This window comes from Mesorhizobium sp. M0909, from assembly GCF_040319515.1.
In the GTDB taxonomy this organism is placed as follows: domain Bacteria; phylum Pseudomonadota; class Alphaproteobacteria; order Rhizobiales; family Rhizobiaceae; genus Mesorhizobium.
In genome coordinates this window covers 16,617-30,062 of record NZ_JAMYOA010000001.1, presented here as the reverse complement: position 1 = coordinate 30,062, position 13,446 = coordinate 16,617, and the positions used below count along the sequence as shown (strand labels likewise).

At 64.5% G+C, this 13,446-nt stretch carries 9 protein-coding genes and 1 pseudogene; 5 read left to right on the top strand and 5 right to left on the bottom strand.

The features are described 5' to 3' along the window. Positions 1 to 174 precede the first annotated feature (174 nt). The 5 genes from NKH83_RS00145 to NKH83_RS00125 form a co-directional block, all read right to left on the bottom strand. Positions 175 to 2,238 (bottom strand): 3-hydroxyacyl-CoA dehydrogenase NAD-binding domain-containing protein, encoded by a 2,064-nt coding sequence (locus NKH83_RS00145; protein ID WP_352801482.1) that lies wholly within the window; start codon positions 2,236 to 2,238, stop codon positions 175 to 177. A gap of 120 nt (positions 2,239 to 2,358) precedes the next feature. Then, on the bottom strand, positions 2,359 to 3,306 hold the full coding sequence (locus tag NKH83_RS00140) for an ABC transporter permease (RefSeq protein WP_352801480.1): 948 nt from the start codon (positions 3,304 to 3,306) through the stop codon (positions 2,359 to 2,361). 2 nt (positions 3,307 to 3,308) lie between these two features. After that, positions 3,309 to 4,283, bottom strand: coding sequence for an ABC transporter permease (locus NKH83_RS00135; RefSeq protein ID WP_352801478.1), 975 nt, complete (start codon positions 4,281 to 4,283; stop codon positions 3,309 to 3,311). A gap of 1 nt (position 4,284) precedes the next feature. Next, complete coding sequence (locus tag NKH83_RS00130) at positions 4,285 to 5,778, bottom strand: sugar ABC transporter ATP-binding protein (protein WP_352801964.1); 1,494 nt, start codon at positions 5,776 to 5,778, stop codon at positions 4,285 to 4,287. A 74-nt stretch (positions 5,779 to 5,852) separates the two neighbouring features. Continuing rightward, entirely contained in the window at positions 5,853 to 6,866 is a 1,014-nt protein-coding gene (locus tag NKH83_RS00125; RefSeq protein WP_254817784.1) for an ABC transporter substrate-binding protein, read from the bottom strand. Between the two features lie 215 nt (positions 6,867 to 7,081). Between NKH83_RS00125 and NKH83_RS00120 the strand changes: the two are divergent. From NKH83_RS00120 to NKH83_RS00100, 5 genes and pseudogenes are all read left to right on the top strand, one after another. Continuing rightward, positions 7,082 to 9,509 (top strand): annotated as a pseudogene (locus NKH83_RS00120) (glucan 1,4-alpha-glucosidase). A gap of 14 nt (positions 9,510 to 9,523) precedes the next feature. Beyond that, positions 9,524 to 10,540, top strand: coding sequence for a phosphogluconate dehydrogenase (NAD(+)-dependent, decarboxylating) (gene gnd / locus NKH83_RS00115; RefSeq protein WP_352649406.1), 1,017 nt, complete (start codon positions 9,524 to 9,526; stop codon positions 10,538 to 10,540). A 22-nt stretch (positions 10,541 to 10,562) separates the two neighbouring features. Next, positions 10,563 to 11,939: a glucose-6-phosphate dehydrogenase gene (gene zwf, locus NKH83_RS00110; RefSeq protein WP_352801476.1), complete on the top strand. Its 1,377-nt coding sequence runs from the start codon at positions 10,563 to 10,565 to the stop codon at positions 11,937 to 11,939. A 19-nt stretch (positions 11,940 to 11,958) separates the two neighbouring features. Then, complete coding sequence (locus tag NKH83_RS00105) at positions 11,959 to 12,663, top strand: ROK family protein (protein ID WP_352509110.1); 705 nt, start codon at positions 11,959 to 11,961, stop codon at positions 12,661 to 12,663. A gap of 164 nt (positions 12,664 to 12,827) precedes the next feature. Further along, positions 12,828 to 13,292, top strand: a complete 465-nt coding sequence (locus NKH83_RS00100; RefSeq protein ID WP_254817789.1) for a Ros/MucR family transcriptional regulator — start codon at positions 12,828 to 12,830, stop codon at positions 13,290 to 13,292. Positions 13,293 to 13,446: the final 154 nt, after the last annotated feature.

Genomic DNA, 13,446 nt, shown 5'->3' with positions numbered 1-13,446 from the left:
GCTGATGATTTCTGCTCCCGGCCCAGCCATGTTGGCCGCATTCTCCTTGAGACGAAAGCACATCTTGCCGCCGGCCGTTAGGCCAAAGACAATTACAGCTGCCGCCCGCCGGGAGCGGCGGATCAGCCGATGCCTTCACCGCCGTCGATCACCAGCGCGTGGCCGGCGTTGATACTAGCCGCCGTTCCAGGAACCGGTTTCGGCCATCTGTCTGAGCCGGGGCGCCACCCGAAAGACGTCCTTGCCGGTCCGCTGGTGCCAGTGATCCAGCCGCCGGATGATCTCGTCCACGCCTTCGAGGCTTGCCCAGAACATCGGACCGCCCTTGCCGACCGGGAAGCCGTAGCCGTTGACCCAGACGACATCGATATCGGAGGCGCGGGCGGCAATCTTTTCCTCGAGGATTCTGGCGCCCTCGTTGATCATCGGATAGAGCGTCCGCTCGATGATCTCCTCGGCGCCGATTGGCCGCGGTGCAATGCCGCGTTCGGCAGCCTTGTTGCGGATCAGCGTCTCAACCTCGGGATCGGGCAGCGGCGTGCGCGAACCGTTCTCATAACGATAGAAGCCGCTGCCGGTCTTTTGGCCGAAATGTCCCTGTTCGCACAACGCATCGGCGATCACGGCCGTCTGGCCACGCGCCTTGCGGTTGCGCCAGCCTATGTCGAGGCCCGCGAGATCGCTCATCTCGAACGGCCCCATCGGCCAGCCGAAATCGGTGAACACCTGGTCAACCTGGCGCGGCATGGCGCCTTCCAGCAGAAGCGTCTCCAGTTCCGCACCGCGCGCCGCCAGCATGCGGTTGCCGACGAAGCCGTGGCAGACGCCGACAACGACCGGCACCTTGCCGATCCGCCGTGCCAGATCGACGATGGTCGCCAGCACGTCGGGCGAAGTCTTGTCGGCGCGGACGATTTCCAAAAGCTTCATGACGTTAGCCGGCGAAAAGAAATGCATGCCGAGAAGATCTTGCGGCCGCGACGTCGAACCGGCGATCTCGTCGACGTCGAGATAGGAGGTGTTGGTGGCGAGGATCGCGCCCGGTTTGGCCACCGCATCGAGCCTGCCGAAGACATCCTTCTTGACCGCCATCTCCTCGAACACGGCCTCGACGATCAGGTCGCAATCGGCGAGGTCGGCATAGTCGGTGCTGCCCCTGAACAAATCCAGCCGCTCGCGCTTGGCGTCTTCGCTCAGCGATCCGCGGATAACGGAAACGGCATAATTTTTGTCGATCGTCGTCAGTCCGCGTTGCAATGCTTCCTGCGTCGTCTCCAGCAAGGTCACGGGAAGACCGCCATTGGCGAAGGCCATGGCGATGCCGCCGCCCATGGTGCCGGCGCCGATGACGCCGACCCGGGCGATCTTGCGCCTGACGACATCCTTGCCGGCAATCTTTGCCGCCTCACGTTCAGCGAAGAACAGATGCCGCTGCGCGCGTGACTGGTCCCCGGCGACAAGCTTGAGGAACAGGTCGCGCTCCGCCGCCAGCGCTTCGTCGAAGGGCAGCGTCAGGGCGTTGCGGACCGACTGCGCACAGGCGATCGGCGCCTCGAGGCCGCGTGCTTTTTTGGAAAACGCTGCCGCCTGCTTGTCGAAAGCCGGCAAGTCGGCTTGGTCGAGGCGATCATTGCGGTCGCGCACGGGCGTGAACGGACCGCCTTTCGCGGCCGTTTCGCTGGCGAAACTCACCGCTTTCGCGATCAGGTCGCCATCGAAGACGGCATCCACCAGGCCGTCGGCGAGCGCCTCGGCAGCACCGATCGGCGTTCCCGAAACGATCATGCTGAGTGCCTTTAGCGGACCAACCAGGCGCGGCAGGCGAACCGTGCCGCCGCCGCCCGGCAGCAGGCCAAGCTTGACTTCCGGCAGGCCGAGCCTTGCCGTTAGGTCGGCAACACGGAAATGGCAGCCGAGCGCCAGTTCCAGGCCGCCGCCGAGCGCAGTGCCGTGAATGGCTGCGACCGTCGGCTTGGTGATAGTTTCCAGCACGGCGACAATAGCGCGCAATTCCGGCTGCTGCGCCGGTCTGCCGAATTCGGTGATATCGGCGCCGGCGACGAAGGTCCGCCCGGCGCAGGCGATCACGATTGCTCCGACCGACGGCTCGTCCCGCAGGGAAACGAGCGCCCGCATCAACGGCTCGCGCACATGGAAGCTCAGCGCGTTGACCGGCGGATTGTCGATGATCACCACCGCGACTTTGCCATGCCTTGTGGTGCTGACGAAATCGGACACGCAAACCTCATACAACGATGTTGGCCAATAGCGCGACGGGATTTACAGCGCTGGCATGCGGATGGGAACCACGTGTTTTGCGGGCCGGATCGTTATCCCCTCGCCGCCGGGTGCCTTGCCTTAGCGCAGCGCCTTCTGCCCACCGGCGGCGGTGATGACGCCGACGATGATCAGCCCTGTCAGCACCAGGCGGACGCCGACGCTGACGCCGAATGTGTTGAGCATGGTCAACAGCAGCACGAGAAACAGCGCCGCGCCCCAGACCCCCGGCACATTGGCCTTGCCGCCAGCTACCGACGTGCCGCCGATGACGACGACCGCGATCGAGGCCAGCAGATACTCATTGCCGATATCGACATTGGCGCCGCGGAAATAGCCGGCGAGCAACGCACCGTCGAGGCCGCCGAGCGCGCCCGACAGCGTGTAGGTGAGGAAGCGGGTGCGGCCGACATTGACGCCGGCCAGCCAGGCGGCGCGAATGTTCTGGCCGATCGCCAGCACCGAGCGTCCGTAGATCATGCGCTGCAAAACGATGCCGGCGCCGATGGTGAACAGCACGGTGAGGATCGCCAGCACCGGGATGCCGAACACCTGCCAGTTGGTGAAGTCGGCAAAGCCCGGTGGCGGTTTGATCTGCAGGCCTCGCCCGTAGCTGATATCGACCGACTGGATGACGAAGCTGGCCGACAGCGTCGCGATGATCGGTGGAATGCGCAGCGCCCATATCAGAAGGTAGTTGACGGCGCCGATCGCCATGCCGCAGGCAAGCGCGGCCAGCAGCCCGACCGCGATCATCGCATCATTGCCGTCCATGACTTTCATGGCGACGGCGCTGGCAAGGCCGATATTGGCCGGCAGCGACAGGTCGACATTGCCCGGCCCGAGCGTGATGACGAACATCTGCCCGACGCCGACAATGACGGTGAAGACGGCGAGCGACAGCGCCGCCGTGATCATGCCGCCGCCGCCATAGCCGCCGGTGAAGGCGATGGTCGCCAGCCACACCAGCAGCGCCCCGAAGAATGACCAGATCCAGGGTCTGGCGAGCAGTGTCCGCGGCGAAGCCATGCTCACCTCTCCCTGCGGCTGATCAGCACCCGCGCTGCCAGCACGATGATCAGGATAGCGCCATTGGCGGCGACCTGCCAGTCGGGCGGAATGTGCATGAAGGTCAAGAGCGGCGATGCGGCCAGCGCCAGCGTCAGCGCGCCGATGACGGCGCCGATCGGCGACACCCGGCCGCCGACGAACTCGCCGCCGCCGAGGATGACGCCGGCGATCGAAAGCAGTGTGTAGCCATTGCCGATATTGGCATCGGCCGAGGTGGTGATGCCGATCAGCGCCATGCCGGACAGAACGCCGAACAGGCCGGTCAGCGCAAACAGCGCGATCTTGGTGCGCAGCAGCGACCAGCCGGCGCGCTTGAGTGCGGCTGAATTGCCGCCCGATCCACGCAGGATGACGCCATAGGAGGTGCGCATCAGGCCAAAGTGGACGACGGCCGCGATCAGCAATGCCGCGATGATCGGGAACGGAATGAAGGGTGGCTTGAAGGCCATCAGCGCCAGCAGCCAGTCCGGCGCCTTGCCGCCGGGCTTGGGCAGGATGAGGATGGCCATACCCTGCCAGACGAAACTCATGCCGAGCGTCACCACGATAGAGGGCAGGTTGCGCAGGTGGATCAGCGCGCCGAGCAGCGCGTAGACGCCGATCGACCCGAGCAGGATGACGACGCCGAGCAGCGGCGCGTCCTTCAGCCACGTCGCCGTCACACAGCCGACGAAGCCGACAAAGGTGCCGATCGACAGATCGAGCTCGTTGCCGGCGATGACGAACATCTGCGCGATCGTCGCCAGTGCGATCGGGATCGCCAGATTGAGCATCAGGCTGAAGCCGAAATAGCTGATGGCGCGCGGGTTGAGCCAGGCGATGGCGATGAGCACCAGCGCCAGCGACAGTGCCGGCAGCAGGCTGCGCAGCGTACGCGCCCGCCTCGTGGCGCGAGCCGAAGATCTTAGCCCATTCTCGACGGATGCCGCTGTCATCTCAGGCCGCCTCGCCGAACGACGACTGGATGATTTTTTCCTCCGTCAGTTCGTCGCGACGAAGGTTGGCGACAATGCGGCCGTTCTTGAACACATAGATATGGTCGCAATTGTCAAGCTCTTCGGTTTCGGTGGTGTACCAGAGGAAAGTGCGGCCATGGCGAGCCTCTTCGCGCACCAGGTCGTAGACTTCGAGCTTGGTTCCGATGTCGACGCCGCGCATCGGATCGTCCATCAGCACGATCTTGGCGTCGGAGCCGAGCGCCCGCGCGAACAGCGCCTTCTGCTGGTTGCCGCCGGACAGCGAGAAGATGTTGTTGTTCATGTCGGGCGTACGGATGCCGATTTTCCGCTGCCACAGCTCGGCGAGCTCGGCTTCCCGCTGCGGCGAGATCAAGAGGCCGTTGCGCAATCGCGCCAGCGAACGGATGCCGATGTTCTCGGCGATCGACCATTGCGGAAAAATCCCGTCCGACTGGCGGTCGCCGGCAACCAGCGCCACCGGGGCGGTGACCTCGATGCCGGTCCTGGCGCGGGAAGCCGCAGCAAAGATCGCCAGCAAAAGATCGGTCTGCCCATGCCCGGCAAGTCCGGCAAGCCCGATGATCTCACCGGCACGGGCGACGAGCTCGTTGCCGTCCTGCTGTCGCGCCGGCCGCGCCCGGACCCGCAGCGGACCGGGCTCCGGCTTGCCGCTCGCAATCTCTGCGGCGGCCTTCTCGCGTGCCGCAGCTCCGCCCATCGCCGTCACCAGCCTGTCGCGGTCGAATTGATCGGCCTGCCCGGCGGCGACGACCTTGCCGTCGCGCATCACGATGATGCGGTCGGCATTTCCGAGCACTTCGCCGAGCACATGCGAGATCAGGATGCAGCTCTTGCCGGCGGCTACGAAGCGGCGCACGAACGCCAGCAGCTGGCCGGCGGTATGCGCATCGAGCGAGGACGTCGGCTCGTCGAGGATGACCAGTTCGAGCGGCTCCTGCGTGACCGTGAAGGCGCGCGCCACCTCCACCATTTGCCGGCTGGTGATGGAAAGATCACCGACGATGTCGGATGCCGAGATGCTGTGGCCGGGGAATATCTCGTCCAGCTTGGCGGCGATCAGATCGGCCGCCTTGCGCCGCCAGCCGAAGCCATTAAGCGACGCGTGGTTGATCCGCGTGTTCTCGGCGACGCTGAGGTTCGGGCAGAGCGATAGTTCCTGGAAAACACAACGGATGCCGAGCTGCTGTGCGCGCGGCACCGAATAACTTGCCTCGACACCGCCGCGGACCGCGATCTGCCCGCTGTCGGGGGCAAGCGTGCCCGCCACCATATGCATGAGCGTCGATTTTCCGGCGCCGTTATGGCCGACGAGACCGACGCACTCTCCAGCACGAACGCTGAAATCGACACCGGCGAGCGCCCTGACGGCGCCGAAATGTTTTTCGGCACCGTCCAGTCTTATGATGTCCAAACTGACGGCGCCGAAAAGCTTTTCGGCGCCGTCCGGCATGATGATGTCTGCATTGGCCTCGGGCATCCCTCAACGATACCCGGTTATCCGTGGCGGCAACAATAGTGCCATGCTCACTTGATGTTGGCCTTGATCGCCGCGATGGCGTCTTCCTGCGTGTATTCGTGGCTGGCGACGCCGCCCTTCGGAATCTTCGGCAGCGCGGCCTCGAAATCATCCTGTGTGAAGGCAAGATAGGGAACCAGCAGATCGTGCGGCACGTCGGTGCGGCCGTCGAGCACCTGCTGCGCCACCCAGAACGCAAGCGTCGATACGCCCGGTGCGATCGATGCCGACCAGGTCTGGTAACCGTCCTTTTCCTTCTGCTCCTTCCACCACTGCAATTCATCCTGGCGATTGCCCATGATGATGGTCGGGCGCGGCTTGCCGGCGGCGGCGAAAGCCTGCGCCGCGCCGTAGCCGTCACCGCCCTGGTCGACCACCCCGACAACATCCGGCAGCGACGGCAGGATCGTTGCGACCGCTTTCTGTGCCGTTGTCTGGTCCCAGTCGCCGGTCACCGAGCCGACGATCTTGAACTCGGGATGGGCAGCGACACCCTCGAGGATGCCGGCGTGGATGGCGTCGTCGATCGAGGTGCCGGCGAGACCGCGGATTTCCAGGAGATTGCCGCCCTTGGGCTGGAACTTGGCCATCTGTTCGACTTCCTGCTTGCCCATGTCCTTGAAGTCGACGACGACGCGGTAGGCGCAGGGTTCGGTGACGATGCCGTCGAAGGAGACGACGACGATGCCGGCGTCGCAGGCCTGCTTGATGGCGCCGTTGAGCGCATCCGGAGACGCCGCGTTGATGACGATCGCGTCATAGCCCTGCAGGATCAGGTTCTGCACTTGGGCTGCTTGCGTCGGCACTTCCTTGTCGGCCGTCGTGAAGACGTCCGCGGCGCCGACCACCTTGTCGGCAACCGCCTTCTTGGTGACGATGGCGTAGCTGTCCAGCATCGCCTGCCGCCAGGAATTGCCGGCGTAATTGTTGGAGAAGGCGATTTTCTTGCCGCTGGTGTCGGCAAGCGCGGTGCCCGAGGCGAGCATTGCCGCAAGGGCGCCCAAAACGAATATTTTCTTCATGTCATACTCCTCCCGTGAGTTGCTGTCTTACTGGTGGCTAATGGCTGGCTGGTGGCTAATGGCTGATACGCTCACAACGCTGTTTTTTATCTATTATCAGACAAATGCAGATGGGCGACAAGCTGTCAACAGCAATCCATGGCCGGCGATCAACTTGCGGTGCAATCATTGAAAACGGTTCGGCTCCTGGTCTAGGGATGGCACTGGAGATTTGAATGGCAGCGAACCTTGCCCCGGGTGCACCCGGCATTCCGGCGCGCTGGACCTCGAGCGCCAAGAGCGGCGTCGGCACTGCGCTCTCGCCGGCCTGCCCGATCTGGTTCACCATCAGTCACGGCATTCTCAACGAGATCTACTATCCCCGCCTCGACAGCGCCTGCACCCGCGATCTGGGGCTGATCGTCACCGGACCCGACGGCTATTTCTCGGAAGAAAAGCGAGACGCCGAGCACAGCATCGAACCGCTCGAGGACGGGGTGCCTGCCTATTGGCTGGTCAACACCGCGGCCGATGGAAGCTATCGGATCCAAAAGCGGATCATTACGGATCCGGAACGTCCCGTCGTGCTGCAAGAGATCATTTTCACGCGGCTCAAAGGCGCGGCCGCCGACTACCGCGTCTACGCGCTGCTGGCGCCGCACCTCGTCAACGCCGGCATGGGCAACACCGCCTGGATCGACGGCCATGAAGGACAGCCTGTCCTGTTTGCATCGGGACGCGGCGTCTGCCTGGCGCTCGCCTCGTCGCTGCCGTGGAAGGCGTGCTCGGCCGGCTATGTCGGCGCCTCCGACGGCTGGCAGCAGCTTCGTCAAGGCGGCCGGCTCGATCCGGCCTGCCGCAGGGCCGAGGATGGCAATGTCGCGCTGACCGGCGAGATCGGCTTTTCGGCCGCGAATCCAAAAATATTGCTGGCGCTCGGCTTCGGCACGACACCGCAACAGGCGGCGGAAACCGCTTTTGCCAGCCTGAGGCAAGGTTTTGAGCCCGCGGTCAGATCCTATGGTCAAAAATGGCGCCAATGGCAGGCCGGTTTGCTGCCGCTGGACCGGCAAGCGGCGTTCGGCCTCAATCCCTACCGCATCAGCACTGCGGTGCTGGCGGCACACCGCTCGTCGACCGGAGCAGCCGTCGCCAGCCTGTCGATCCCGTGGGGCTTCAACAAGGGCGACGACGATCTGGGCGGCTATCACCTGGTCTGGCCGCGCGATCTGGTCGAAACCGCCGGCGGTTTCCTCGCCGCCGGCGACCCGGCGGAAGCCTTGCGCATCCTTGGCTATCTGCGCTCGATCCAGCAGCCGGACGGGCATTGGCCGCAGAACGCCTGGCTCAACGGTTCGGCCTATTGGCCGGGCATCCAGATGGACGAATGCGCCTTCCCGCTGCTGCTCGCCGACGCGCTGCGCCGCGCCAGGCATTTGCCGCCTGCGGTACTCTCCTCCTTCATGCCGATGATCGAGCGCGCGGCCTCCTACGTCGTGCGCAACGGCCCCGTCACCGGCGAAGACCGCTGGGAAGAGGACGCCGGCTACAGCCCGTTCACGCTTGCCGTCGAGATCGCCGCATTGCTTGCGGCTGCGGACATGTTCGATGCCGCCGGCAAAACAGAGCCGGCAAACTATCTGCGCGAAACCGCCGATGTCTGGAACGATCAGATCGAGCGCTGGACCTACGTCGCCGGTAGCTCCTCGGGCGATGAAGCCGGCGTCGAGGGCTACTATGTCCGCATTGCGCCGCCCGACACCGCCGGCGCGGCATCGCCGAAAGACGGCTACGTCCCGATCAAGAACCGCGCGCCGGCCGATACGGACCGGCCGGCCAAGGCGATCGTCAGCCCCGACGCGCTGGCGCTGGTCCGTTTCGGCCTCAGGGCGGCCGACGATCCGCGCATCCTCGACACGGTCAAGGTGATCGACGCGCAATTGCGTTGCGAGCTGCCGCAGGGGCCGCTCTGGTACCGCTACAACGGCGACGGCTACGGTGAGCATGCGGACGGCGCGCCCTTCGATGGAACCGGCCAGGGCCGGCCCTGGCCGCTGCTGGTCGGCGAGCGCGCCGCATTACGAACTGGCGGCGGGACGCAAGGACAAAGCGGCAAGCCTGCTCGCGACGTTTGAGGGCTCCGCCGGGCCGGGCGGCCTGCTGCCGGAGCAGGTCTGGGATGGTCCAGACATGCCGGAGCGCGAATTGCGGCATGGCGGCCCCTCCGGCAGCGCCAAGCCGCTGGTTTGGGCGCATTCCGAGCACATCAAGCTGCTGCGTTCGCTCCGCGACGGCGCCGTGTTCGACATGCCGCCACAAGGCGTCAAGCGCTATATCGAGGGTAGAACGGTGTCGCGCCTCAGGGCATGGCGCTTCAACCACAAGATCCGTACCATCCCGGCAGGCAAGGCGCTGCGCATCGAAGTTCTGGCCCGGGCGGTGGTTCATTGGAGCAGCGACAATTGGGCTACCGTCCATGACACCGGGACCGCCGCGAACCTTTTCGGCATCCATCTCGCGGAGTTGCCGGTTGCCGACGCCGCTCCGGGCAATAGCATTGTCTTCACATTCTTCTGGTCCGATGCCAGCCGTTGGGAGAATGTCGACTTTTCCGTTGGTATCGACGATGCGTCACAGCCACTAGATCATCGATCCCTCAAGTAAGGCAGGACGAGACCATGCAGATAGGAATGATGGGACTGGGCAGGATGGGCGCCAACATGGTTCGGCGCCTGCTGCGCGATGGCCACGAATGCGTCGTCTACGACATCAACCCGGCGAGCGTCGCGGCGCTTGTGACCGCCGGCGCGGTCGGAGCCGCCTCGATGGAGGACTTCGTCGGCAAGCTGACGAAGCCGCGCAGCGCCTGGCTGATGCTGCCGGCGGCGATCACCGGCCGGATCGTCGACCAGGTGGCCGCCCTGATGGAGCCCGGCGACATCATCATCGACGGCGGCAACTCCTATTATCATGAGGCCGTCGACCACGCCGCGCGCCTGGCCTTGAAAGGCTTGAGCTATGTCGATGTCGGCACCAGCGGCGGCGTCTGGGGCCTCGAGCGCGGCTACTGCCTGATGATCGGCGGCCCTGACAGCGCGGTCCAGCATCTCGATCCGATCTTCGCCACGCTGGCGCCCGGCGCCGACGCCGCTTCGCCCGCCCCTGGCAAGGACGCCGGAACCGCTCCCTTCGGCTATCTGCATTGCGGGCCGAGCGGCGCCGGCCATTTCGTCAAGATGGTCCATAACGGCATCGAATATGGTGTCATGGCCGCCTATGCCGAGGGCATGAACATCCTGAAGTCGGCGAATGCCGGCAAACGGCAGCGCACCGCCGACGCGGAAACCAGCCCGCTGGAAAACCCGCAATATTACCAGTTCGACATCGACATCGCCGAAGTGGCCGAGGTGTGGCGGCATGGCAGCGTCATCGGCTCGTGGCTGCTCGACCTGACGGCAGGCGTGTTGAAGGCCGATTCGGCGCTGACGCAGTTCGGCGGACGGGTATCGGATTCCGGCGAAGGCCGCTGGACGCTGAAGGCGGCGATCGACACCGGCGTACCGGCGCCGGTGCTGTCGTCGGCGCTGTTCGACAGGTTCTCCTCGCAAGGCGAGTCCGAATTTGCCGACAAGCTTCTGTCCGCCATGCGTTATGCCTTTGGCGGTCATGTCGAAAAACCGAAGGCCGGCTCGTGACGGGCGACAGGGAGGCACGCCCATGAGCCAGGAACGGTCCGACACGCTGGTGCTTTTCGGCGCCACCGGCGATCTCGCCCACAAGAAGATCTTTCCCGCCCTCTACGCCATGGTGGCCAAGGGAACGCTGAACGAGCCGGTGATCGGCGTCGCCTTCGATCCCTGGGACCTCGCCAAGCTGCAAGCGCGCGCCCGCGACGGTATCGTCAATGCCATCGGCAGCATCGACGAGAAGATCTTCGCCAGGCTTGCCTCGCTGCTTCGCTATGTCAGCGGCGACTATCGGGCGAGTGCGACCTTCGAGAAGCTGAAGACCGCGCTGGGCAGCGCTGAGCGGCCGCTGCACTATCTGGCGGTGCCGCCAGCCATGTTCGAGGTCGTCGTCCAGGGGCTGGAGCAGTCGGGCGCCGCCCAGGGCGCGCGCCTGATGGTGGAAAAGCCGTTCGGCCACGATCTGCAATCGGCGCGCTGGCTGAACCGGGTGCTGCATCTGGTCTTCGACGAGAAGTCGATCTTCCGCATCGACCATTATCTCGGCAAGGAGGCGATCCAGAACCTGCTCTATTTCCGCTTCGCCAATTCCTTCCTCGAGCCGATCTGGAACCGCAATTACGTCGAGAGCGTGCAGATCACCATGGCCGAGGATTTCGGTGTCGAGGGGCGCGGCCGCTTCTACGACGAGGTCGGCTGCATCCGCGACGTCATCGAAAACCATCTGCTCAATATCCTCTTGCTGCTCGCCATGGAGCCGCCGGTCGGCCGTTCGGCCGACGATCTCATCGACGAGAAGGTCCAGGTGCTGCGGGCGATCCGGACGCTGACCAGGGACGATGTCGTGCGCGGCCAGTTCGACGGCTATCTCAACGAGCCGGGCGTCGCGCCGAACTCGCCGGTCGAGACCTTCGCGGCGGTGCGCTTTTTCGTCGATACCTGGCGCTGGCAGGATGTGCCGTTCTTCATCCGCGCCGGCAAATCCCTGCCGGTGCACGCCACCGAGGTCATCGTGCGGCTGAAGCGGCCGCCGCTCGACGTCTTCGATCCGATCAAACCCGGCGAATGCAATCACGTGCGCTTCCGCATCGATCCGCAAGTGGCGATCTCGATCGGAGCCCGGCGCAAGGCACCCGGCGACGACATGGTCGGTGAGCAGGTCGAGCTCACCGCGCTCGACGATTCGAAGGGCGACATGCCGCCTTACGAGCGGTTGATCGGCGACGCCATGAACGGCAACGGCCAGCTGTTCACCCGCCAGGACGCCAGCGAGCTCGCCTGGCGCATCGTCGGCCCGGTGCTCGGCGACACCACGCCGCCGCCTGTCTACGCGCCAAAGACCTGGGGGCCGGCCGAAGCCATGGCTGGATTCGGGCCGCCGAACGGCTGGATCAATCCAGCGAAATGATTTGTGGGAGGCGAAAGCGATGGCCAAAGCGGTGAAGCGACCGGCACCCGACGCTGAACAGATCGTGCTTGCGATCGACATCGGCGGCTCGCACGTCAAGATCCGCACCAGCGCCGGCGCAGAGGAGCGCAAGACCGCTTCCGGACCGGAGCTGACGCCGCAGCAGATGGTCGCTGCGGTGAAGACGCTCGCCGAAGGGCTGCACTACGATGTCGTCTCGATGGGCTATCCGGGTCCCGTGCACCACAACCGGCCTTTGACCGAACCGGCCAATCTCGGCAAGGGCTGGGTCGGCTGCGATTTCGCCGCTGAGTTCGGCAAGCCGGTGAAGGTCGTCAACGATGCGCTGATGCAGGCCGTCGGCAGTTATGAAGGCGGCCGCATGCTGTTCCTTGGCCTCGGCACCGGCTTGGGGGCCGCGATGATCGTCGACAACGTCGCCCAGCCGATGGAGCTTGCCCATCTTCCCTACAAGAAGCGCGGCAGTTTCGAAGACTATGTCGGCGAACGCGGGCTGCAAAAGCGCGGCAAGAAGAAATGGCGCAAATACGTCTTCGACGTCGTCGACCGGCTTCGCACCGCCATGCAGCCGGATTACGTGGTCATCGGCGGCGGCAATGTCGATGAACTCACCGACTTGCCCGCCGATTGCAGACGCGGCGACAACACACGCGCCTTCGAAGGCGGATTTCGACTGTGGCGCGACAAATCCCTGATTATCTGATATTGCTGATTGTCTGATATTATCGAGCACCGGCTCAGGGTTGTTAATCCCGCGCTGCCGTTAGTATTATTATTCAAAATAATGTGTGACGTGGTGCGGCGTCATTGCATTGCGCAGATTTGCCGACTAGGAATTTCTGCGACCCCCACGGACGGAGAGATAGATTGACCGACGACAACAACAACGCTCGCAAAGACATCGACCTGCTCGAGCTGACCGCCCATATCGTCTCCGCATATGTCGAGAAGAACCGCTTGCCGGCTTCCGGCCTCGGCGATCTCATCGCCAGCGTCAGCGCTTCCATAGGTGGGCTGGGGCAACCGGCAGTGCCGGTCGCCGCGCCGCTGACGCCTGCCGTCAATCCCAAGAAATCGGTGACGCCGGACTACATCATCTGTCTCGAGGACGGCAAGAAGTTCAAATCCTTGAAGCGCCATATCGGCGTTCATTTCGGGCTGACGCCAGACGCCTACCGCGCCAAATGGGGCCTGCCGTCGGACTACCCGATGGTCGCTCCCAACTACGCGGCCTCGCGTTCGCAGCTGGCCAAGGCGATCGGCCTCGGCCGCAAAGCCGCCCCGCCCGCGCCTGTCAAGAGCAGGGGCAGGAAGGCCAAGGCGACGGTTTGATACCAAGGCGAGAGCAGGTTTGATCCTTCAGCGATACCACGTGGGCAGGCGTGGGAGCGCGCTTCGTTATCCCGAGCGAAGCGATTTCGTGGAAACCTTGGTATCCATGCTGCGACTTTCTCCGCGTGGCGAAGGTGCGGAATTTTTTGGTACC

Excerpts from the sequence above, each read along its gene's own strand:
- NKH83_RS00140 (WP_352801480.1), bottom strand. The coding sequence starts at position 3,306 with ATGGCTTCGCCGCGGACACTGCTCGCCAGACCCTGGATCTGGTCATTC.
- NKH83_RS00135 (WP_352801478.1), bottom strand. The coding sequence starts at position 4,283 with ATGACAGCGGCATCCGTCGAGAATGGGCTAAGATCTTCGGCTCGCGCC.
- NKH83_RS00130 (WP_352801964.1), bottom strand. The coding sequence starts at position 5,778 with ATGCCGGACGGCGCCGAAAAGCTTTTCGGCGCCGTCAGTTTGGACATC.
- NKH83_RS00125 (WP_254817784.1), bottom strand. The coding sequence starts at position 6,866 with ATGAAGAAAATATTCGTTTTGGGCGCCCTTGCGGCAATGCTCGCCTCG.
- gnd (WP_352649406.1), top strand. The coding sequence starts at position 9,524 with ATGCAGATAGGAATGATGGGACTGGGCAGGATGGGCGCCAACATGGTT.
- zwf (WP_352801476.1), top strand. The coding sequence starts at position 10,563 with ATGAGCCAGGAACGGTCCGACACGCTGGTGCTTTTCGGCGCCACCGGC.
- NKH83_RS00105 (WP_352509110.1), top strand. The coding sequence starts at position 11,959 with ATGGCCAAAGCGGTGAAGCGACCGGCACCCGACGCTGAACAGATCGTG.